Genomic DNA, 21,256 nt, shown 5'->3' with positions numbered 1-21,256 from the left:
CTTGCAGATAGGGGGACGGCAACCTGGCAGCGACCAGGCGCTGCCCTGGGCATCGGGAGACAGGTCTAGCGAGAGGGCATGCCCATGTGTTCCTGATGCTGCATCATCTGCTCCATCATCATCTGTTGCATGCCCATGTACCTGTCCATCATGTACTGGTGCTGCTTCATCTGCTCGGGCGTCATCCGGGAATAGTGGCTGCCCATTTGTTTCCAACCCATCATCGGGCCGTTACCCTTCATGTGGCCGCCGCCCATCATGCCGCCCCCGCAGCACCCCATCATCCCATTCATCATCTGCATGCCTTGCTGCATCATCGCCTGGTGATCTTGCATGAGTTTCTGGCGTTGTGCCGGGTCGGTGGTGTTCTGGATCTGGCTCATTTGCTCCTGCATCTTCTTCAGGTTTTCCTGGGCCGTCGCCATCTGCTGATCAAATTGCTCAACGCTCATCGAAGGCTGAGTCGCCTTGGCGGCGTCCGTGTCTTGCTGGGCGAAGGTTAGCGTGGGAAAAAGCACTGCGGTCAGAGCGAGGGCGGCGAGTCTGGATGCGTTCATGATTCAGGTCCTTGCGGGGTCGGTGGGCAGGGGAGTGATCGTCACGGTTGACGATCGGACTCGGTTAAACGCAGTCGAAGCTGTTTTTCAATTTCGATGACGGCAAACAGCGCAATGCCCACCGCGATGATCAGCAGTCCGTCCTTGAACGGGACGGCTTGGGTCGCGAATACGGCTTGCAGCGGCGGGGCGTAGGTGATGGCGAACTGGGCGACGGTTACCACCGCGATGGTTGCCCATACAACCTTCGTACCTCGAAAGCCCTTCCAGGTCAGCGACGTGCCGTAGAGATTGCGGATAAAGAACAGATGGAAAATTTCCATCACGACCAAGGTGTTCACTGCCAGGGTGCGGGCCAGTTCGACCGGGTAGCCTCGGTCCAGGGCATAGGTAAAAATGCCGTAGACGCCGCACAGGAACAGAATGGAAACGAGCACCATATGCCAGACCAATGCGCCGCTGATCAACGGCTCCTGCCTTGAGCGCGGCGGCCTGCGCATGGTGTTGTCTTCGGTCGGCTCGAACGCCAGCGCGATACCCAGCGTGATGGCGGTAATCAGATTGATCCACAGGATCTGTATCGCCGTGACTGGCAATGTAAGGCCAAACAGCAGCGCGACAATCAAGGTCATTGTCTCGCCCGCATTGGTGGGCAACGTCCAGCTCAGTACTTTCTTGATGTTGTCATAGACCGTGCGTCCTTCACGCACAGCGGCCATGATGGAGGCGAAGTTATCGTCCGCCAATACCAGGTCCGCGGCTTCTTTCGCGGCTTCGCTGCCTTTGTCACCCATGGCGATACCGGCATCCGCGCGTTTGAGCGCTGGCGCGTCATTGACGCCGTCGCCGGTCATGGCCACGGTCATGCCATTGAGTTGCAGCGACGTTACCAGCCTGAGCTTATGTTCGGGGCTGGTGCGCGCGAAGATGTTCACCTGCTTGAGCGATTCCCTGAGGGTCGCATCATTCATGGCGTCCAGATCGTTGCCGGTCAGCACCTTGTCGGGGTTGTGCAGGCCGATCTGATAACCGATGGCGGAGGCGGTGCCGGCGTGGTCCCCGGTGATCATTTTCACCACTATGCCGGCCGCCTGGCATTGCTCGATCGCCTGGATCGTTTCCGGCCGGGGCGGGTCGATCATTCCCACCAGGCCAAGCAAGGTCAGTGTCCCCTGCACATCGGCAAACTCCAGGATGGCATGTTCGGGTGGGACTGACCTGACGGCGAGCGCCAATACCCGCTGGCCTTTGCGGGCAATGACATTGGCCTGTGCGTGCCAGTAGTCGGCATCGAGGGGTTCTGTTGTTCCCGTGCTGCTACGTTGGCGCGCGCACATGGTCAAAATCTGCTCCGGCGCGCCTTTGACATAAATCGCCGCTTGTCGGTCATGATTGTGATGCAGCGTCGCCATGAAGCGGTGTTTGGCGTCGAATGGAATGGCATCGGTGCGGGCCCAGGTACTTCGCTCCTCTTCGCCGTTGATGCCGGCTTTGGCGCCAAACACCAGCAATGCGCCCTCCATGGGATCCCCTTCGACCTTCCAGGTATCTTCGTGCTGCCTCAACCTTGCGTCATTGCACAGGCTGGTCGCGCGCCCCAGTTCGGCCAGCACCGGGTGGTGGGAAGTGTCGATCAACTGATCGGCAAGGTTCATGTTACCGGAGGGCTGGTAGCCGACGCCGTCGACCGTGAAGGTCAGGTCGCTGGTGACAACGGATGCCACCATCATTTCGTTACGGGTGAGGGTGCCGGTCTTGTCCGTGCAGATGACCGATACCGAGCCCAGCGTCTCGATGGCTGGCAGGCGCCGGACGATGGCGTTGCGACGGGCCATCGCCCGCACCCCCACCGCCAGCGTAATGGTAAGTACCGCCGGCAATCCTTCGGGGATGGCCGCGACCGACATTCCCACCACGACCATGAATATTTCGGTGAAAACGTAGTGCCCGACAAAGTGGCCATAAGCGAGTAACAGGCCGGCGATCAGTAAAATCAATATCGTCAGCCAGCGAGAGAAGACATCCATTTGCTGGATCAGGGGCGTCGTCAGGGGCTCCACTTGCGCGAGCAGGTTGCTGATGCGTCCGATTTCGGTCGATGTCGCGGTGGCGACAACGACCCCCGAGGCTTGTCCGCAGGTCACCAGGGTGCCACTGAATGCCATGCAGGCACGGTCGCCCAGGGCCGCCTCGATGCGCACCGGTTCGGTATTCTTTTCAGCCGGTGCGGATTCTCCCGTCAGAATGGCTTCCTGGACCTGGAGCCGATTGGCATGCAGCAGGCGCAGATCCGCCGGGACTTTGTCGCCGGCTTCCAGCAAGACGATGTCGCCGGGTACCAGTTCTTCGCCTGCGATGCCCAAGCGTTCGCCGGCACGGATCACCGTTGCACGTGGCGCCAGCATGTCGCGGATGGCGTCCATGGCCTTTTCGGCCTTGCCTTCCTGGACATAGCCAATGATCGCGTTGACCACCACGACGGCGAGAATGACCACCGTATCCCACAGGTGTTGCAGCGTTGCGGTGATGACGGCAGAACCGAGCAGTACATAAATCAGGATGTTGTGAAATTGCAGCAGAAACCGCCGCCACGCGGGCCGCCGGCCTGATGCGGACAACCGGTTGAAACCCGCGCGCTCAAGCCGGGCCTGGACTTCGGCAGTCTCCAGCCCGGCTTGCTCATCGACATCCAGGTGTTTGAGCACCTGTTCGGCGGGCAGCGAGTACCAGGCCAGGGCCTGTGGTGGCGTTGACGGGGGCAGCACTGGCGCATCGCTGGGTCGGTTCATCAGCCGCGTTCCTGTGGGCACGGAGCGGTTGTTCTACAGGCCATCGGCACGGGTCTGTCTTAGCCAACCTGCTGCGGCGCGATCACCCACACGCTGCATGGCATCTTGTACAGCAGGCCTTCCACGGTGCTGCCGATCAGCTTGTCCAAGCTGCCGTAGCGCACGCGCCCCATGACAATGACATCAATGTCATGGGACGTGGCGTAGCTGGCCAATACCTTGGCCGGGTCACCCATGATCATGCGCCGTTGGTCCGGGGCGATGCCATTGCGTTCGGCCAGTGCATCGAAGGCCGCGCCCTGGGATTCGTAGAGCTGGCGCGCCAGGGTCGAGGAGAAGAACATCGAGCCGTTGCCATAACCGTACTCAGCGGCGGTAATGGACGAAAGGTCATAGGCGTAGATGACTTCAAGCGTTGCGTCGCAGCTGGTGGCCAGCTTGTTGGCTTCGCTGAGGATCCGGTCATTGAGGCCTTCGTAGCGTCCGTCCTGATGAAACGGATCGACAGCCGCCAGGATCTTGCGCGGACGAGCGTGGACGACCTTGTTGACGAAGTGCAGGGGAACTTCGCATTCGCGCAGCAGATGCACGTCCAGCGGTGTGAACATCAATCGGGAAAACCAGGACTCAGGGTCTACCGACTTGATCAGCGCATCCATGGGCGCTTCCCTGAGGTGGACCAGGATCTCCTGCAAGGGGCGCTCGACCCACATCACTTCTGTCGTGACCTCGATACCGAGTTTGCGCAGCGGCCTGGCCTGTTCCTCCAGCCAGTGCCGATGGCGCTCAATGTAGCCCAGGCGCATCTGTTCCAGTGCCTGTTCGTTGACCAGGCCGGCCGTGGCCAGGCCTTCGAGGTAATCAAACGCTACAATATGCAGCGCGGCGCCTTCGGCCTTGGCCAGCGCGGCCGCCCGGTCGAACGCCGGGCTGTGTTCCATCAGGGGCGAGACGACCAGCATCAAGCGTGATTGCGTAGACATGACAAACCTCCCGGGCAAGGACCTGTTGGCACCGGGCGATTGTTCGCTCGGCGTGGTGTCTGAGCCTGATATTGATCGTCCAGCCCCACGGTAACTTTGATTTGCATCAAACTCGCCCCACAAGGGGGCGATAGCGCCGATATGTCGAGGCAACAGCGCGATGTTTGATCATGATCAATCCGCCCGACGCCAGAGCGGCGCAGGCTCGATTCTCACCCTGGTACCCAGGCTCATCACACAACGGGATCATTCGTCATGACCAAGATGAAAGCCGCAGTTTTCGTGGAAAAGAACCGAATCGTGCTGGAAGACAAACCCATCCCCGAGGTCGGGCCGCTGGATGCGCTGGTGCGCATTACCACCACGACCATCTGTGGCACCGATGTGCACATCTTGCGCGGTGAATACCCGGTGGCCAGGGGGCTGACGGTAGGTCATGAGCCTGTCGGCATCATCGAACGGCTGGGTTCCCAGGTGCGTGGTTTTGTCGAAGGCCAACGGGTGATCGCCGGCGCCATTACCCCCAGTGGCCAGAGCTATGCTTGTCTGTGTGGCTGTGGTTCCCAGGACGGCCCGGACACCCGCCACGGCTTTCGTGCCATCGGTGGCTGGAAGTTCGGCAACACCATCGATGGCTGCCAGGCCGAGTACGTACTGGTACCCGATGCGCTGGCTAATCTTTGCCCGATTCCCGACGGGCTCAGTGACGAGCAGGTACTGATGTGCCCGGACATCATGTCCACCGGGTTTTCCGGTGCCGAGCGCGGCGAAGTGAGCATCGGGGACACGGTCGCGGTGTTTGCCCTGGGCCCTATCGGCTTGTGTGCGGTGGCCGGTGCCCGGCTCAAGGGCGCGAGCACCATCATCGGGGTCGACGCAGTGGCCGAACGCATGAGCGTGGCCCGGCGACTGGGGGCCACCCATGTCGTCAACTTCAAGGACGGCGATGTGGTGGAGCAGATCATGGCCTTGACCGATGGGCGTGGTGTGGACGTTGCCATCGAAGCCCTGGGCACCCAGGGCACGTTCGAGTCGGCACTGCGAGTGCTGCGTCCTGGCGGGCGCTTGTCGAGTCTTGGGGTGTATTCCAGCGATCTGAAAATTCCCCTCGCCGCTTTCGCGGCGGGGCTGGGAGACTACAGCATCGTCACCACGCTTTGCCCTGGCGGAAAAGAGCGTATGCGTCGGTTGCTGGCGGTTGTAGCCAGCGGCTCGGTGGACCTGTCGCCGTTGGTCACGCATCGCTTCAAGCTTGACGACATCGAAGCGGCCTACGACCTGTTCGCCCACCAGCGCGATGGTGTGATGAAAGTTGCCATCACGCCTTGAACGGGATCAGGCCAGCTACAACGAGTTGTTCACTCTCGCCATCATTCGGCGTCGGGAGGCAGGTCATGATTATTCGGATAGAAGAGCAACAGCCAGGGACACTTTGGGTGGTGCATCTGGATGCCTGCCAGGTGGGTTTCAGCCGTCTGGGGGATGCTCAAGCATTTGTAAATAGATTGCAGGCTCGAATCGACGCGCCACATGCCTGGCCCTCGGTTGACAACCTTTCGCGACCAGGGGCGAGAGGTGGCGCCCGCGTAACGCCAGACAAAGTACCTGCTCAAGTTTGCCAGTAGAGTCATCATCATGATCGAGACCCTGGCCTTTGCTAACGCTGCTGCGGCATTGGGCATCGGCCTGTTGGTAGGGCTCGAACGCGAGCGACGCAAAGGTGAGGGCGACAGGCGCGATTTCGCCGGCCTGCGTACCTTTGCCGTCACCTCTTTGCTGGGGTATGTCACGTTCCGGGTCGGCGGCCCATTGTTGCTTGGGCTTGTCGCGCTTGCGCTGGGTGCCTTGGTGACTGCGGCGTATTGGCGAAACCTCGACAAGGACCCTGGTATCACCAGCGAGGTGGCGTTGTTTGCGGTGTTGGCATTGGGTGCGCTCTGCGTGAGCGTACCGGCGCTGGCAATAGCGATTGGCGTAGTGATGGCCGGCCTGCTTGCCAGCCGCCAGACGTTGCACCATTTCGCCCGCAGCCAATTGACCGCCGACGAGCTGCGCGACGGCCTGATACTGCTGATTGCCGTGCTGGTCGTGCTACCGCTGGCGCCGGACCGCTACCTTGGGCCATACAACGCAATCAACCTGCGCACCATCTGTGCCCTGACTGTCATGCTCATGGCCGTCGGGGCGCTGGGGCATGTCGCGGTGCGCACCCTCGGCACCCGCTACGGCTACCCCCTCGGCGCGATTGCCTCGGGGTTCGCCTCCGCCACGGCAACTGTTGCGTCCATGGGAAACATCGCCGCGAAACAGCCGTCCCATCTCAAGGGGTTGAGCGCCGCTGCGTTGTTATCCAACCTGGCGACCCTGGCTCAAATGGCGCTGATCCTCGGCGCTGTGGAACCCGCCTTGGTGCGTTGGATGTGGGGACCATTGCTCTGTGGCACGCTGATGACATTGCTCTGTGGCGGTGTGCTGATGTTTCCTCGCCCCAAGGGACGTGCCGATGAACCGATCAAGGCGGGTGGGGCGTTCAGCCTGAGATTGGCGTTGATGGTGACGCTCATGATGACCGGGATCACTGTCTTGTCGTCGGCGATGCTCGACCTGTTCGGACAGACCGGTGTGGTCGTGACTGCGATTTTCAGCGGGCTGGCCGATGCCCATGCTTCGACAGCCTCCATCGCTTCCCTGGCGAAGGCCGGGTTGTTGCCCTTCGACGGCATCGCCGTGCCGGTCTTAATGGCACTGAGCAGCAACTCCCTGAGTAAATGCGCGGTGGCCTGGTTCAGTGGCGGGCGCGGTTTCGCCGCCTATGTCATTTCCGGTCAGGTGCTGGTGACGCTGGCGATGTGGGCCGGGCTTGTGCTCCAACGCTTGTGAGCCCGACGTTCGACCTGAGTGATGGCAGTTTGATGAAGATCAAGTCCCGCGCCTGGCATGCGTTCATTCTGGAACCCTCAATCCCTTAAGTGGCAGCCGCCACGTGCCGAGGTGTTCCATGTCCCAGACTCAACGTTTGTTGCTATTGGCGCCTGATGCCATGATCCGTACGCCGGCGTTCGACCGCGCCACCGAACTGGCCCTGGCCCTGGATTTACCCCTGCATATCGTCGCGATCGATTACCTGGACTTGCTTTCGGTGGCCGGTCTTTTTGCGCCGGAGCAGGTCAAGCAAGCGCGCGAGGGCTACCTGGAAACCCATCGGCACTGGCTCTGGCAACAGGCTGAGCTGGCGCGTCGACACGGGGCGGAGGTGACCTGCGAGGTGGTTTGGGGCAAAGATCCCTATCAAGCCTTGCAGCACTACATCAAAGAGATGCCATTGGCATTGATCATCAAGGACGCCCAGCCGGAGCCGGCGATGAAGCGGATCTTTTTCACGCCGCTGGACTGGCGCTTGCTGCGTGATTGTCCGGTGCCGGTGCATCTGGTCACGGACGCCCGCCACCCCCGGCCCCGGCGGATCCTGGCGATTGTCGATGTGCTGCGCAGTGAAGACCAGGACCTGGTGTTCAACGACCGGATCGTCGACGCCGCCGTCAAACTGGCTGAACAGTGCAACGCCCAGGTCGAGTTGCTGCACGCTTTCGACTGGACGGCGGTGTACGCCTCGGACATGGGCATCGGCGCGCTGCCCCTGGCCACCGGGCTTTACGAAGCGCTGGGCGAGGCGCAGCACGAGGTATTCGAGTCCCTGGCCGAGCGCCATGGTGTCGAGCCGCGGCAACGTCATTTCATTGAAGGCACGCCATTGAACAGCATCTGCACGTTCGCCGCCGATCATCAGATCGATGTCATCGTCATGGGCACCACTGAGCATCGTGGCCTGGACCGGCGTTTGGGCACCACCGCCGAACTTATCTTGCAACGGGCGCCCTGCAGCGTGTTGGCGATCAAGCCGCAGGAGTAAGGAGATCAACTTCGCGCGGGGCCTCGATACGTGGCCCCGCGCCAATGTTGTAACTAGAGATAGAGACGGTGGATGACCTGGCGGGTGTCGTCGGGATCGGAACGGGTTTCAAAGCCCAGGCTGTGGGCCAAGTCGCGCATGGGAGCGTTGCTGGCGGCGTCGACGGAGTACATCTGGCGATAGCCGTTTTTCCGCGCGGTCTCGATCAAGTGCTCCATCAACAACGTCCCTAAGCCTAGGTGCTGCCAGGGATCGGCGACGGTCACGGCGCACTCGCATTCGTGCTCGCCGGTCGCGCAATAGCGGCTGACACCGATCTCGATCAACTCGCCGTTGTCATGGACCAAGGCGATGTAGGCCATGCGGGTCTTGCAATCGATATCCATCAACTGGTCGAGCATGGCCGTGCCTGGCTCATTTATTTGCGCCAGGAAACGCATGTGCCGGGACTCCGGTGACAGGCGCTTGATGAAGTCATATTCGCGCTGGCGGTCTTCATCGCGCAATGGCCTGATCAATACGTGACGGCCGTCCTTGAGTGCCTGGATCCAGTGCTTGCCGCTGATGCTGGCATACAGGGCGGCAGCGCGTTCGTTGTGGTCTTTGACAGTGAGCATGATGTGCTCCTCCTTCGGATGTGAACCTGTGGTGCGGCAAAAAAGCTACGCGTCCGATAGTGTTCTACGCCCGCGGCGGCAATTGATTCTGATCTGGATCAGTCCCCGCGTAGCCAACTGTCGATTGCCCCGCATTTGATTCAGATCAAACCGCTCGGGGCATCGATGAGCGCACGCTGCAGATCGCGCCGCAACGCGTCGGCGCGTGGTTTGCGACTCGAGGTGAACAACCCGATGGAGGTGTGTGATGGGGCAATACCAGCGCCTGCTCTTGATCGTCGAACCCGATCTGCATCCTTCTGCGGCGATGCGACGGGCCTGTGCCCTGGCCCGGGCCAGTGGTGCCGAGCTGCATTTATGCGCCTTCGTTCAGCCACCACCGCGTACCCATTTGTGGGGTGAGAAAATCGACCAGGCGACGATCCAGCGCTATTTGCACCGTTATCGTCGCTGGATGGCGGAGGAGGCCTCGCTGCTCAAGGAGGAAGGGCTGGATGTGACGACGCACGTGGTGTGGACCATTCATCCGCTGCTCGATATCCTGCGCTACGTCGAACAGTTCCAGCCCGACCTGTTGATCAAGGACGTCACTCTCGAACCTTTGCTCAAGCGTGTTTTCGCCACGCCGCTGGATTGTCATCTATTGCGCGACTGCCCGGTCCCCGTGCATTTGGTCAACCAGGCAGTACACGGCTTGCCGCGTCGGGTGGTGGCCGCGGTGGACCCCTCGGATCCCGAGGCCAATGCCTTGAACGAACGCATCGTCCACACGGCCGCTGAGTTGGCCCGGCACTGCGATGCTTCATTGCACCTACTTTATGCCTGTGACCTGTCGCCGGCCTTCAATGGGGAAACCTCGTTGCTGGCCGGGGCCTGGGATGACGACTTTGCCGACGCCTTGCGCGAATCGCTGCACGCGGCATTCATCAACCTCGCCGAGCGTTGCGAGGTACCGGCCGAGCGCCGGCACTTCGTTATCGGCCTGCCCGTGCCGGTGATTCATGAATTCCTCGAGGAATTCGAGGTGGACGTGGTGGTGATGGGGACCGTGCACCGCGCCGGGCTTGAGCGCATGATCGGCAGCACGACGGAGCGGGCCCTGTATTCGGTGCCGGGCAGCCTGCTGGCGGTCAAGGGATGAGCACGATAGCCCCGTTGAGCTGTCCGCTGCGCAGGTGCTCCAGGGCTTGGTTGGCTTGGATCAGCGGGTAGCAGGTGACCTTGCAGTGCACGGGCGTGCGCTGGATCTGCTGGAAAAACGCCACGCCGTCGGCGCGGGTCAGGTTGGCCACTGAACGCACGCTGCGCTCCTGCCACAACAGGCGATAGGGGAAGGCTGGGATGTCGCTCATGTGAATGCCGGCACACACCACGCAGCCGCCTTTGGCGGTGGCTTGCAAGGCCAGCGGCACCAGGGCGCCGACGGGGGCGAATATCAGGCTGGCGTCCAGCAAGTGTGGCGGCGCCTGGTCCGATGCCCCAGCCCAGGTCGCGCCCAGCGAACGGGCATACTCCTGGCCGCTGTCATCACCGGGGCGGGTGAAGGCATAGACTTGCTGGCCCCGGCCCACGGCGACCTGGATCGCCAGGTGGGCAGCGGCGCCGAATCCATAAAGACCGAGGTGAGGGGCGTTTTGCGCCATTTGCAAGGCCCGGAAACCGATCAGCCCGGCGCACAGCAGGGGCGCCGCTTCGGCGGCCTCCAGCGTATCGGGGACGGGGAAGCAGAACCGCGCGTCGGCGACGGTGTAATCGGCATAACCACCGTCCAACTGACAGCCGGTGAACAGCGCCTGGTCGCAGAGGTTCTCCCGGCCCGAGCGGCAGAATTCACACTCTCCGCAGGTCCACCCCAGCCACGGCACGCCTACCCGCTGGCCGACCCAGTCCGAGGCCACCTGCGCGCCAACGGCGATCACCTCACCGACAATCTCGTGTCCCGGCACTCGAGGCAATCGCGCCTGGGGCAGTTCGCCGTCAAACAGATGCAAGTCGGTGCGGCAGACACCGCAGGCTTGCACCTTGATCAGCATTTGCCCGGCGGCCGGCGTCGGTCGCGGACGTTCCTCCAGTAACAAGGGCTGGCCGGGTGTATGCAGGACCATGGCGCGCATGAGCATTCTCCTGTGTGAACGGGCCTGAGCATCGAGCAGGAACCTTGTATGACCTTAGCGTCCCTGGTTCTGATGTAAATCAAGTCGCGTTCATTGCGACGTTCCAGAATCAGGCATGGCAAGCCGTTCGAGAACGGTTCAAGCGATCAGGGTCAGCCGCCAACCCTGTTTTTTGCGGAGGACGTGATGAGCGAATTTCTCAGCCCCGATCAATTGGAAGGCATCGACGCCTACTGGCGTGCGTCCAATTACCTGGCCGTGGGACAGATCTACCTCAAGGACAACCCCTTGCTGCGCAGACCGCTGCAACAGGCTCACGTCAAACCTCGCTTGCTGGGGCACTGGGGCACGACGCCGGGGCTGAATCTGATTTACGTGCACCTCAATCACCTGATCAAGACCCATGACCTGAACATGATCCTGATCACCGGCCCCGGGCATGGTGGCCCGGCCATCGTCGCCCAGAGCTACCTGGAGGGCAGTTTCACCCAGTGTTATCCGTCGGTTGAGCAAAACGAAAACGGGATGCTGCGCCTGTTCCGGCAATTTTCCTGGCCTTATGGGTTGTCCAGCCATGTCTCGGCGCAGATTCCCGGATCCATCCACGAAGGTGGGGAGTTGGGTTATTCGCTAGCCCATGCCTATGGGGCGGCGTTCGATAACCCGGACCTGATCGTGGCCTGCGTCATCGGCGATGGCGAGGCCGAAACCGGTACGTTGGCGGCGAGCTGGCACTCCAACAAATTCCTCAACCCCAGGCGTGACGGTGCCGTACTGCCGATTCTTCATCTCAACGGTTTCAAGATCGCCAACCCCACGCTGCTTTCGCGCATCAGTGAGGACGAGCTGTCGGCCTTGATGTATGGCTACGGCTACGATCCCTATTTTGTCGACGGCGACGACCCGCAAGCGGTGCACCAGCAGTTGGCCAGGACCCTGGAGGGCATGTTGCTCAAGATTCGTAAAATCCAGCGCATGGCCCGCGTGGATTCGTCGGGACGTACGCCGGAGCGCCAGCTTTGGCCGATGCTGGTGTTGCGTACGCCCAAGGGCTGGACCGGTCCGAAGTTCGTCGATGGCCAGCCGGTCGAAGGCACCTGGCGCGCCCACCAGGTGCCGCTCAGCCACTTCGAGCAGCCCGTGCATCTGACGCAACTGGAACAGTGGCTGCAGAGTTACCGACCGCAGGAACTGTTCGACGACAACGGTGCGTTGCTACCGGACATTGCCGCATTGGCACCGACCGGTCATCGGCGCCTGGGCGCCAACCCCCACGCCAATGGTGGCGTGCTCCTCAAACCTTTGGAACTGCCCAGGTTTACCGATTACGCCGTGCCATTCAGTGCCGCCGGCAGCGTGCAGGCAGAGGCCACCCGGGTGTTGGGCGGCTTTGTGCGCGATGTGATGAAGCACAACCTGCGGGCAGGCAACTTCCGCCTGTTCGGCCCCGACGAAACGGCCTCCAATCGCCTCGATGCGGTGTATGAGGTCAGCGGCAAGACCTGGATGGCAGAGCTGGAGGCGGGCGATACGAACCTGGCGTGCGACGGCCGGGTGATGGAAATCCTCAGTGAGCAAGTGTGTGAAGGCTGGTTGGAAGGCTATCTGTTGACCGGCCGTCACGGGTTGTTTTCCTGCTATGAGGCGTTCATTCACATCGTCGATTCGATGTTCAATCAGCACGCCAAGTGGCTCAAGACCGCCGCCCAGATCCCATGGCGTGCGCCGATCGCTTCGCTCAATTACCTGCTCACGTCCCATGTCTGGCGGCAGGACCACAACGGTTTTTCCCATCAGGATCCGGGGTTCATCGACCTGGTGGCGAACAAGAGCGCCGGCGTGGTGCGCATCTACCTGCCGGCAGACGCCAATTGCCTGTTGTCGGTTGCCGATCACTGCCTCAAGAGCCGCGATTACATCAATGTGATCGTGGCTGGCAAGCAGCCGGAATGGCAGTGGCTGGACATCGATTCGGCTATCCGGCATTGCTCGATCGGGATCGGTCGCTGGGCCTTTGCCTGTCATGACGACGAGGACCCGGACGTAGTGATGGCCTGTGCCGGTGATGTGCCAACCCTGGAAACCCTGGCCGCTGTCACGCTACTGCGTGAATACGTGCCCGACCTGCGCGTGCGGGTGGTGAACGTCGTCGACCTGATGGCCCTGCAACCGCCGCAGCAACATGCCCACGGGCTCCCGGACGCCGAGTTCGATGAGTTGTTTACCGTGGATAAGCCAGTGATCTTCGCCTTCCACGGCTATCCGTCGTTGATCCATCGATTGGTCTACAAACGCCACAACCACGATAACTTCCATGTCCGCGGTTTCATGGAGGAGGGCGCTACCACTACGCCGTTCGACATGGCGGTGCTCAACCACCTGGATCGCTACCAACTGGCGCTCGATGTCATCCAGCGTGTGCCACGGTTGCAGGCGCTGGTTGACAGCGCCCGGGATCGCTACTGGGCAACCATGGAAAAGCACCAGCTGTACCTCATCGAGCATGGGCAAGACATGCCCGAAGTCTTGAACTGGCGCTGGACGCCGCCGCAATGACCACCTACACGCCTGACGGCATCGACGCTGTCGCGTAGCGTTCGAGCCTGATTTTGGAGAGCCATCATGAGCCAGTATCAACGTCTGCTGCTGATCCTCAATCCGGCACAGCGCCATTCGCCGGCCCTGCATCATGCCGCGGCCCTGGCGGCGGCCAGTGGGGCGCACTTGCATGTCACGGCATTGATCCCCTCGCTGGAGATCCTGTCGCTGCTTGAAGAGGAGCCGCGCGAAGAGGCGCGGCAGAACTACCTCCAGGACCATCGCCATTGGCTGGAGGATGAGGCGGACAAGATGCGGCGCCGAGGCCTGCGGATCACCACGGAAGTGGAATGGGCGCAGAAGATGAGCAAGCAGATCCTGCAACATGTCACGCAGATCCAGCCTGATTTGCTGATCAAGCAGGTGCAGCACGAGCCTTTGCTCAAGCGCGCATTTTTCACCCCACTGGACTGGCAACTGCTGCGCAACTGCCCGGTGCCGATGTATATGGTGGGGGCCACCGGTCATGCGCTGCCGCGCAAAGTGGTTGCGGCGGTGGACGCTTCCAGTGAATTTGCCCAGAACAGTGGGTTGAACGACCGGATCATTCGCCAGGCAATGGGGCTGGCCTTGCAGTGCGATGCCGAGCTGCATCTGGTTCATGCCTACGAGGTGTCGTCAGTCTATCTGGGTGATGTGGGCGGGGGCGGCCTGACGCTGTCGCAGCTGAGCAAGGCGCTGCGCAGGAGCCTGGAAAAAACCTTCCTGGAACTGGCGAACCTGTTCGGTGTACCGGCCGAGCGTCGGCATTTTCTATTGGGACATCCGGTTTCGGCCTTGAGTGAATTCGCCTTGGAGCACGAGGTGGATGTGATCGTCATGGGCCGATTCCAGCACAATGATCTGCATGGGCTGCTGGGCAGCACGACCGAGCATATTCTGTATCAGGTGTCATGCAGTGTTCTGGCGGTGTGATTCGCTGGGTTGTCGGCATAGTTCAGCCGCAAGCCGGGCAAACGATGTGACCAATACGCTGCCTATCGATTGTTCAGGAGTACCGTCATGCGCATGACCTTTCTCGGGGCCGCTGGCACGGTCACCGGTAGCAAATACCTGCTGGAACACGACGAACAGCACATCCTGATCGATTGCGGTCTGTTCCAGGGGTACAAGCAATTGCGCTTGCACAACTGGGATCCGTTCGAACTGCCAATGCGTGACCTGGACGCGATCGTATTGACCCATGCGCACCTGGACCACAGCGGTTATCTACCGGTGCTGGTGCGCAATGGTTATCGCGGTCCGATCTATGCTTCGCCGGCGACCTGTGAACTGGTGAAAGTCCTCCTGCGCGACAGTGCCCGCCTGCAGGAAGAAGAGGCCGAGTACGCAAACCGCAAGGGATTCTCCAAGCACGACCCGGCGTTGCCGCTGTACACCCTCGAGAACGCCGAGCGAGCCCTGAAATTGCTGCGGCCGATCGCATTCGAACATCCGGTGGAAATTGCCCGAGGGGTGACGATATTGCTGCGCCGCGCCGGGCATATCCTTGGTGCCGCCACCGTGCAGGTACAGGCCGGTGGCGTGACGCTGGTGTGCTCCGGGGACCTGGGACGGCCCGAGGACCCGGTGATGTTTGCCCCGCAGGCCATCGGGCAGGCGGATTATCTGCTGGTGGAGTCCACCTATGGCGACCGTCGACACCCGCGTGAATCGCCGGAAGACCAATTGGCCGATGTCATTACCCGCACGGCACTGCGGCGCGGCATTACCCTGGTGCCTTCGTTCACGGTCGGGCGCGCACAGCTGCTGATGTATCACCTGTATCGCCTGAAACAGCGCCACGCCATTCCAGACATCCCGATTTACCTCAACAGCCCCATGGCCATCGATGTCACCCGGTTGTATCAGCGTTTTGGCGATGAGCATCGGCTGTCCAGGGAAGAGTGCGAAGGCATGTGCCACATCGCCCATCCGGTGCGCTCGGCCAAGGACTCCATGGCACTGGACCTGCAACGCACCCCGGCGGTGATCATCGCCGCCAGTGGCATGGCCACCGGTGGAAGGGTACTGCACCACCTCAAGAGCCTGGCGCCCAACCCGATCAATACCTTGTTGATGCCGGGCTTCCAGGCGGGAGGCACGCGGGGTGCACGAATTGTGGCGGGTGAACCGGCAGTGCGCATCCATGGCAAGGACGTGCCGATCAATGCCGAGGTGGTGCCGATGCAGACGTTGTCCGCCCATGCCGATGCCGACGAAATCATGCAATGGCTGCGCGGGTTCAAGACCCCGCCACGGCATACCTATGTCGTGCATGGGGAGCCCAACGCCTCCGATGTCCTGCGCCATCGCATTCGCGACGAGCTGGGCTGGTCGGTGTCGGTGCCGGAGTACCGCGATAGCGTGGAACTCTGAGCCGTCGCCATCGCGAGCAGGCTCGCTCCCACAGGGGATTTGTGGTGGTTGCAGGATTTACCTTCACCGCCGCCCAATGTGGGAGCGAGCCTGCTCGCGAAGGGGCCGGTAACTGCAACGAGGCAGTCAGCCTGAAATTAGCCGAGCCATAAAAAAGCCCCTCGTCGTTGGCCGGCGAGGGGCGAGGTATCAAGCGTTTTCAGTCAGCCTTGATCGGCACGACTTTTTCCGCTTTCAGTGCTTCTGGTTTTTTAGGCAGCGTCAGCGTCAGTACGCCTTTGCTGAACTGGGCTTCGATCTTGTCGCTATCGATGCCTTTGGGCAGGTTGAACACCCGCTCGAAGGAGCCGTAATGGCGCTCGGACAGGTGATAACCTTTTTTGTTTTCTTCCTTGGCTTCTTTCTTCTCCCCCTTGATGATCAGGCTGCCATTGGCCAGGCGGATTTCGATGTCCTTCTGATCCATGCCAGGCAGTTCGGCCGTGATTTCAAAGCTCTTTTCCTTCTCACTGATGTCAACGGCCGGCAGGCTGCTGGTGGAGAACTCGCGGCGCCAGAAGGGCTCGACATCGAACAACCCGCGACTGAAGGGGGAAAGCCCTGTCCCTCGGTTGAAGTCATCGAACAGGCGATCCACTTGTTGGCGGAGTTTTTCCAGCGGATGCCAGAGGTCGGCCTTGGCGGGATGCTGGGCATTGTCTTGGGTGTTGACCGGCATTTTTTTCACTGAATTGGACATTTGATTTTCCTCTTTGGTGATGTCCGGATGGCCCTCGGCGCCATTGCCAGGGGCCGGTTCCGGACGGGTCAATGCACGCTTGCAAGCTTTTACAACGAGAGCTGGCCAGACCAGAGCATCCAACCGGCGAAGATCGCCGCCACCCAGATCACCAGTAGCAGGGCCCAGCCAAAACCGTTCAGGGCTTGGCCTGTCCTGGCCCGCTGAGCGCTCAGGTAGATCAACGAGCCTGGGGCGTAGAGCAGGGCACTGAGCAGCATGTACCGGGGACCGGCGGCGTACAGCAGCCAGACGCAATAGGCGGTGGCGACCAGGGCGATGGCCATGTCGCGCAGCTGCAGGCCGCGATGGCCGGCGTAGGTCTGGCCTTGCCAGGTCATCTTCAGCGCATACAGGCCGCTGAACAGGTATGGCAGCAGGATCATCGAGGTGGCGAGCGAAATGAGGGCCAGGTAGCTGGCGCTCGAATACAGCGTCAACAACAGGAACAACTGGATGCAGCCGTTGGTGATCCACAGTGCATTAGCGGGGGCACCCTGTTGGTTTTCCGAGGCCAGCAGACGCGGCATGACCTTTTCCTTGGCCGGGGTGAATACCGACTCAGCCGCCAGCAGGGTCCAGGCCAGCAACGCGCCGCCCACCGAAACGATCAGGCCAATGCTGATCAGTACCGCGCCCCAAGGCCCGGCCACTGCTTCCAGCACGCCAGCCATGGAAGGGTTCTTCAAGGCGGCCAGTTCGGGCTGTCTGAGGATACCCAGCGACAGCAGGGAAACGGCGATCAGCAGCAACAAGGTCAGGACGAAGCCGATTACGGTAGCCCGGCCCACGTCCGCCCGTTCGGCGGCACGGGCGGAAAATACGTTGGCGCCTTCAATGCCGATAAACACCCAGACCGTCACCAGCATGGTGCTCTTGACCTGATCCAGGGTACTGCCCAGGGCCGGCGTGCCCCAGAAGTCCACCAGGAAGATGTCTTTGGAGAAACCGGCGATCACCAGCCCAACGAACAACAGCAGCGGCACCACCTTGGCCGCCGTGGTCAGGGCGTTCGCCTTGGCGGCGGTGCGCATGCCGCGCAGGATCATCCAGTGCAACGCCCACAGCACTACAGACGCGCCGGCAATGGCCGCTTTGTTATTGCCTTCGCCGAACAGCGGGAAAAAGTAACTGAGCGCGGCGAACAGAATCACCAGGTAACTGACGTTGCCGATCCAGGCGCTGATCCAGTAGCCCCAGGCCGAATTGAAGCCGAGGAATTCGCCCCCCAGTGCCCGGGCGTAAGCGAATACACCATTATCGAGCTCAGGCTTACGATTGGAGAGCATCTGATAGACCAGGGCCAGCGACAGCATGCCCACACCGGTGATCAGCCAGCCGATCAGGATCGCCCCGGCGCCCGCACTGGCGGCCATGTTCTGGGGCAAGCTGAAAATGCCGCTGCCGATCATCGAGCCGACCACCAAGGCGATCAGCAAGCTCAACGACAAACGTTTGGGTTCGACCTTTCGCAAACTGCCAGCTAAAGGATGAGGGGTGACGGTCGGGATGACCGGTTCCGTGCCTTGCAGGTGCGTTGCCATGATTGAGCCTCCACGAGACGAAAGGTCCGAGACCGTCGCCCATGCGAACGTTCGAACGCTGGTATTAATCTCGGCGCAAAGGCTTCAGGAGGCATTGATTTAGATCAGAGGTCATGCACGGTGTGCGGCGGTGAACTTCAGAGTTCGGCGTGACGATGGCAACCGGCGACCTTTTGCTTGAGGCCGGGCAAGTCCAGGATCGTGACGTTGCGTCCATGCACGTCCACCAGTTCCTCCTGACGCAGGTGGGCGATGCATCGACAGATGGTTTCCAGGCGCAGGCCCAGATAGGAGCCGATGGCTTCCCGGCTCATGCGCAGCACAAACTCCCTGGAAGAGTAGCCGCGCATGTTAAGCCGTTGTGACAGGTTCAAGAGAAACGCGGCCAGGCGTTCTTCGGCGTTCATGTTGCCGAGCAGCAGCAACATGCTGTGGTCGCGTACGATCTCCTGGCTCAGCAGCTTGTTGAGGTTGTGCTGCAAGGATGGCAAGTCGTGGGCGAGTTTTTCCAGGTGGCTGAAAGGGATCGGGCAGACCTCGCTGTCTTCCAGGGCTATCGCATTACAGGCGTAATGGTCGGTGCTGATGGCGTCCAGGCCAAGCATTTCGCCTTGCATCTGGAACCCGGTGACCTGTTCGCGGCCGTCCACCGACAGGACGCTGGTCTTGAAGAAGCCCAGCCGCACCGCATACAACGAACGCAGTGGATCGCCGGTGCGGTACAGCGCCGTGCCCTTCTTGACCTTCACCCGTTGGGCGATCAGGGTATCGAGTCGCTCGACTTCACCGCCCGTCAGGCCGATGGGCAGGCATAGTTCAAGCACGCTGCAATTGGAGCAGGCGGTTTTGAGCGCGTGCACACGCAGAAGTCTGGGTTCGGTGTCGGCCATTGGGAAAACTCCTTTGACGGAGCAAGCATAGAAGACCCATCCCGCGGTGCCTGTTTTTTGTCCTCGAAAGGCATGCCGGCTGTCGATTGGCGCTGGGGCTGCTGAACGCGGCTTTTGTGAGAGGCCGATACGATCCGTCCGCAGGCAATGCGAACTGCGCGCAGGCAAACTCGTCTGAGGCGCTTGAGATACGCGGGCCCCAGGCCTGTCTGGCGTGGAAATTTGATATAAATCAACGCCTGGGCGGCCGGATCGGAGGAGGCTGGATCAATGCGAATGCACAGGGCTACGGCCGACGAAGCGGTTTAAACCCTGGCGTTTGCAACTGCACGGAGATGGGCGCATTCACTGACCCTCGTGGAAGTGTTCGTAACACAATGACAGGCATCATCGCCTGGGGAGGCTTTCCCATGAACCAGAGTCCCTCATTGCAAACCGTCTTGAAAGACAGATGCGCCGCGGGGCAAGGGCTGGTGGAACATTTGCTCAAGTACGCTCAAAGGCCGGAGGTCATCATCCTGGCTTTACCTCGCGGCGGGGTTCCAGTGGCTTATGAGGTGGCCACAGCTCTGAAGGTGGACCTGGACCTGATGCTGGTACGCAAGCTGGGCGTGCCCTCCAGGCCTGAGTTTGCCATGGGCGCCATTGCCGGCGGCGGCATACGAATCCTGAATGACGATGCGCTGCGTGCTCATTCGATCGATCAAGCCAGTTTTGACGCCGTGGTCGCGCGGGAAACCCAGGAGCTGTCGCGGCGTGAACAGGCATATCGGGGCACTCGTCCACCTGTGCAGCTCAAGGACCGAGTGGTGATCCTGGTCGACGACGGCCTGGCGACGGGGGCTTCGATGATGGCGGCGATCCACGCGGTGCGAATGCAAGCCCCTTCGCGCATCGTCGTCGCCGTGCCGGTTGGTCCGCTTGAAACGGTGGAGGCGCTGCGCAGCGAAGTCAATGAGGTGATTTGCCCGCTTATGCCTGACTGGATGGTTTCAATTGGTTATTGGTATGAGGACTTTTCGCAGACCTCGGATGAAGTCGTTGTCGATTTGCTGGCGAGAGCCTGGCAGCGAGAGGCCCATGACCACCATTCCAGCCGCTCGCCAGTTCCATAAAAGAGGCCCCTCGAAGAAGTTTCAGTGCCGCCGCCGGGTGCTTGATCGGTAAGAGCGGGGCAAAGTCTTCAGGGAGCAGGGTCTGCCTTTCCAATAGGCCCCATGTTCATTCAGTGGGGATGGCTACACTTCTGTGCAGCGGCAAAGACATGCCATTACCACCACGGAAGACTGATCATGATGAAAGGCTCTGCGTTCCAATCGCTCGGTTGCGCCGAGTGCCGTAACCATGAGGCGCTGGGGTTTGATTTCACCATGGCCTTCCAGCCGATCTTCAATGTCCGAACACGCGCCGCGTTTGCCTATGAGGCGTTGGTCAGGGGCGTCAATGGCGAGTCGGCAGGCTACATCCTGGGGTTGGTGAACGATGGCAACCGCTACCGATTCGATCAGGCATGCCGCGTGAAGGCCATCGAAGAGGCGGCAAGATTGGGCATTCTGGACATCCCCGATTGCTTGCTGAGCATTAACTTCCTGCCCAACGCGGTGTACCGGCCCGAGACCTGTATCCGGGCCACCCTGGAAGCCGCGCGCCTGACAAATTTCCCGCCAGACAGGATCATGTTCGAAGTCACCGAAGGCGAAAGGGTGGACGACCCGGATCATCTCAAAGCCATTTTCGCGGAGTACGAGCGTCAAGGCTTCACGACCGCCATTGACGATTTCGGTTCTGGCTATTCGGGCCTTAACCTGCTGGCCATGTTCCAGCCCCAAGTGCTGAAGATTGATATGGCGTTGACCCGCGCTATCGATCAAGACCCCGTCAAGCAAGCGATCGTTGAAGGCATCATTCTGGTCGCCAGGCGCCTGGGGATTCTGGTCATTGCCGAAGGTGTCGAGACCCGTGAAGAAAGCTCAATGCTTCTAGGCATGGGGATTGAGCTGATGCAGGGGTATTTATACGCAAGGCCTGAGGTCGGTCGTCTTGCGGTTGGGCGCTTCGATGAGTCTGCTGCGCGCGAGGCCTGACTGCTTTCTCTGCTGTGCTGGAGCCAGTGCACGC

The 21,256-nt window shown here is 61.0% G+C and carries 17 protein-coding genes; 9 read left to right on the top strand and 8 right to left on the bottom strand.

Annotated features, from left to right (window positions below; genetic code table 11):
• Window positions 1-65: 65 nt before the first annotated feature.
• From AC30D9_RS02910 to AC30D9_RS02900, 3 genes are read right to left on the bottom strand one after another with little or no spacing between them, the layout of a single operon-like run.
• Entirely contained in the window at window positions 66-557 is a 492-nt protein-coding gene (locus tag AC30D9_RS02910; protein ID WP_134924613.1) for a hypothetical protein, read from the bottom strand.
• 41 nt (window positions 558-598) lie between these two features.
• Window positions 599-3,346: a cation-transporting P-type ATPase gene (locus AC30D9_RS02905; protein ID WP_490143379.1), complete on the bottom strand. Its 2,748-nt coding sequence runs from the start codon at window positions 3,344-3,346 to the stop codon at window positions 599-601.
• 59 nt (window positions 3,347-3,405) lie between these two features.
• Complete coding sequence (locus AC30D9_RS02900; protein WP_134924611.1) at window positions 3,406-4,329, bottom strand: universal stress protein; 924 nt, start codon at window positions 4,327-4,329, stop codon at window positions 3,406-3,408.
• Between the two features lie 255 nt (window positions 4,330-4,584).
• Here AC30D9_RS02900 and AC30D9_RS02895 point away from each other — a divergent pair, with 255 nt between their 5' ends.
• From AC30D9_RS02895 to AC30D9_RS02885, 3 genes are all read left to right on the top strand, one after another.
• A complete protein-coding gene (locus tag AC30D9_RS02895; RefSeq protein ID WP_134924610.1) occupies window positions 4,585-5,658 on the top strand; it encodes an NAD(P)-dependent alcohol dehydrogenase in 1,074 nt (357 codons plus the stop codon).
• 306 nt (window positions 5,659-5,964) lie between these two features.
• Window positions 5,965-7,209, top strand: coding sequence for an MgtC/SapB family protein (locus AC30D9_RS02890; protein WP_490143378.1), 1,245 nt, complete (start codon window positions 5,965-5,967; stop codon window positions 7,207-7,209).
• 118 nt (window positions 7,210-7,327) lie between these two features.
• Window positions 7,328-8,239: a universal stress protein gene (locus AC30D9_RS02885; protein WP_134924607.1), complete on the top strand. Its 912-nt coding sequence runs from the start codon at window positions 7,328-7,330 to the stop codon at window positions 8,237-8,239.
• Between the two features lie 53 nt (window positions 8,240-8,292).
• On the opposite strand, the gene AC30D9_RS02880 is transcribed toward AC30D9_RS02885, so the two are convergent.
• Window positions 8,293-8,856: a GNAT family N-acetyltransferase gene (locus AC30D9_RS02880; protein WP_134924606.1), complete on the bottom strand. Its 564-nt coding sequence runs from the start codon at window positions 8,854-8,856 to the stop codon at window positions 8,293-8,295.
• A gap of 247 nt (window positions 8,857-9,103) precedes the next feature.
• On the opposite strand from AC30D9_RS02880, the gene AC30D9_RS02875 reads away from it, so the two are divergent.
• Complete coding sequence (locus AC30D9_RS02875; protein ID WP_307572022.1) at window positions 9,104-9,997, top strand: universal stress protein; 894 nt, start codon at window positions 9,104-9,106, stop codon at window positions 9,995-9,997.
• On the opposite strand, the gene AC30D9_RS02870 is transcribed toward AC30D9_RS02875, so the two are convergent.
• The gene (locus tag AC30D9_RS02870; protein ID WP_490143377.1) at window positions 9,987-10,970 is read right to left on the bottom strand and encodes a zinc-dependent alcohol dehydrogenase family protein; all 984 of its coding nucleotides are present in this window, start codon (window positions 10,968-10,970) and stop codon (window positions 9,987-9,989) included. The two genes, AC30D9_RS02875 and AC30D9_RS02870, sit on opposite strands and share 11 nt — an antisense overlap.
• 186 nt (window positions 10,971-11,156) lie before the next feature.
• On the opposite strand from AC30D9_RS02870, the gene AC30D9_RS02865 reads away from it, so the two are divergent.
• The 3 genes from AC30D9_RS02865 to AC30D9_RS02855 all read left to right on the top strand — a co-directional run bounded on the left by AC30D9_RS02865 (window position 11,157) and on the right by AC30D9_RS02855 (window position 15,926).
• Complete coding sequence (locus AC30D9_RS02865; protein WP_490143376.1) at window positions 11,157-13,526, top strand: phosphoketolase family protein; 2,370 nt, start codon at window positions 11,157-11,159, stop codon at window positions 13,524-13,526.
• Window positions 13,527-13,592: 66 nt separating this feature from the next.
• Window positions 13,593-14,483: a universal stress protein gene (locus AC30D9_RS02860; protein WP_134924603.1), complete on the top strand. Its 891-nt coding sequence runs from the start codon at window positions 13,593-13,595 to the stop codon at window positions 14,481-14,483.
• 87 nt (window positions 14,484-14,570) lie between these two features.
• Window positions 14,571-15,926 carry an MBL fold metallo-hydrolase RNA specificity domain-containing protein gene (locus AC30D9_RS02855; RefSeq protein ID WP_490143375.1) on the top strand — a complete coding sequence of 452 codons (1,356 nt, stop codon included), beginning with the start codon at window positions 14,571-14,573 and terminating at the stop codon, window positions 15,924-15,926.
• A gap of 199 nt (window positions 15,927-16,125) precedes the next feature.
• Here the strand turns inward: AC30D9_RS02855 and AC30D9_RS02850 are convergent, their stop codons facing one another.
• From AC30D9_RS02850 to fnr, 3 genes are all read right to left on the bottom strand, one after another.
• Window positions 16,126-16,665 (bottom strand): Hsp20/alpha crystallin family protein, encoded by a 540-nt coding sequence (locus tag AC30D9_RS02850; RefSeq protein ID WP_134924601.1) that lies wholly within the window; start codon window positions 16,663-16,665, stop codon window positions 16,126-16,128.
• A gap of 89 nt (window positions 16,666-16,754) precedes the next feature.
• Window positions 16,755-18,248: an arginine-ornithine antiporter gene (arcD, locus tag AC30D9_RS02845; protein ID WP_490143374.1), complete on the bottom strand. Its 1,494-nt coding sequence runs from the start codon at window positions 18,246-18,248 to the stop codon at window positions 16,755-16,757.
• 137 nt (window positions 18,249-18,385) lie between these two features.
• Window positions 18,386-19,138 carry a fumarate/nitrate reduction transcriptional regulator Fnr gene (gene fnr, locus AC30D9_RS02840; RefSeq protein WP_134924599.1) on the bottom strand — a complete coding sequence of 251 codons (753 nt, stop codon included), beginning with the start codon at window positions 19,136-19,138 and terminating at the stop codon, window positions 18,386-18,388.
• A gap of 410 nt (window positions 19,139-19,548) precedes the next feature.
• Here fnr and AC30D9_RS02835 point away from each other — a divergent pair, with 410 nt between their 5' ends.
• Window positions 19,549-20,253 (top strand): phosphoribosyltransferase, encoded by a 705-nt coding sequence (locus AC30D9_RS02835; RefSeq protein WP_134926646.1) that lies wholly within the window; start codon window positions 19,549-19,551, stop codon window positions 20,251-20,253.
• Window positions 20,254-20,430: 177 nt separating this feature from the next.
• Window positions 20,431-21,222 (top strand): EAL domain-containing protein, encoded by a 792-nt coding sequence (locus tag AC30D9_RS02830; protein WP_307572029.1) that lies wholly within the window; start codon window positions 20,431-20,433, stop codon window positions 21,220-21,222.
• Window positions 21,223-21,256 lie beyond the last annotated feature (34 nt).

This window comes from Pseudomonas sp. DF11, from assembly GCF_058148565.1.
The sequence above is the reverse complement of the archived record's forward strand: the minus strand, read 5'-3'. Positions and strand labels throughout refer to the sequence as shown.

Excerpts from the sequence above, each read along its gene's own strand:
- AC30D9_RS02885 (WP_134924607.1), top strand. The coding sequence starts at position 7,328 with ATGTCCCAGACTCAACGTTTGTTGCTATTGGCGCCTGATGCCATGATC.
- AC30D9_RS02875 (WP_307572022.1), top strand. The coding sequence starts at position 9,104 with ATGGGGCAATACCAGCGCCTGCTCTTGATCGTCGAACCCGATCTGCAT.
- AC30D9_RS02855 (WP_490143375.1), top strand. The coding sequence starts at position 14,571 with ATGCGCATGACCTTTCTCGGGGCCGCTGGCACGGTCACCGGTAGCAAA.
- AC30D9_RS02870 (WP_490143377.1), bottom strand. The coding sequence starts at position 10,970 with ATGCGCGCCATGGTCCTGCATACACCCGGCCAGCCCTTGTTACTGGAG.
- arcD (WP_490143374.1), bottom strand. The coding sequence starts at position 18,248 with ATGGCAACGCACCTGCAAGGCACGGAACCGGTCATCCCGACCGTCACC.
- AC30D9_RS02830 (WP_307572029.1), top strand. The coding sequence starts at position 20,431 with ATGATGAAAGGCTCTGCGTTCCAATCGCTCGGTTGCGCCGAGTGCCGT.
- AC30D9_RS02880 (WP_134924606.1), bottom strand. The coding sequence starts at position 8,856 with ATGCTCACTGTCAAAGACCACAACGAACGCGCTGCCGCCCTGTATGCC.
- AC30D9_RS02895 (WP_134924610.1), top strand. The coding sequence starts at position 4,585 with ATGACCAAGATGAAAGCCGCAGTTTTCGTGGAAAAGAACCGAATCGTG.
- AC30D9_RS02900 (WP_134924611.1), bottom strand. The coding sequence starts at position 4,329 with ATGTCTACGCAATCACGCTTGATGCTGGTCGTCTCGCCCCTGATGGAA.
- AC30D9_RS02860 (WP_134924603.1), top strand. The coding sequence starts at position 13,593 with ATGAGCCAGTATCAACGTCTGCTGCTGATCCTCAATCCGGCACAGCGC.
- AC30D9_RS02890 (WP_490143378.1), top strand. The coding sequence starts at position 5,965 with ATGATCGAGACCCTGGCCTTTGCTAACGCTGCTGCGGCATTGGGCATC.
- AC30D9_RS02835 (WP_134926646.1), top strand. The coding sequence starts at position 19,549 with ATGAACCAGAGTCCCTCATTGCAAACCGTCTTGAAAGACAGATGCGCC.
- AC30D9_RS02905 (WP_490143379.1), bottom strand. The coding sequence starts at position 3,346 with ATGAACCGACCCAGCGATGCGCCAGTGCTGCCCCCGTCAACGCCACCA.
- fnr (WP_134924599.1), bottom strand. The coding sequence starts at position 19,138 with ATGGCCGACACCGAACCCAGACTTCTGCGTGTGCACGCGCTCAAAACC.
- AC30D9_RS02850 (WP_134924601.1), bottom strand. The coding sequence starts at position 16,665 with ATGTCCAATTCAGTGAAAAAAATGCCGGTCAACACCCAAGACAATGCC.
- AC30D9_RS02910 (WP_134924613.1), bottom strand. The coding sequence starts at position 557 with ATGAACGCATCCAGACTCGCCGCCCTCGCTCTGACCGCAGTGCTTTTT.
- AC30D9_RS02865 (WP_490143376.1), top strand. The coding sequence starts at position 11,157 with ATGAGCGAATTTCTCAGCCCCGATCAATTGGAAGGCATCGACGCCTAC.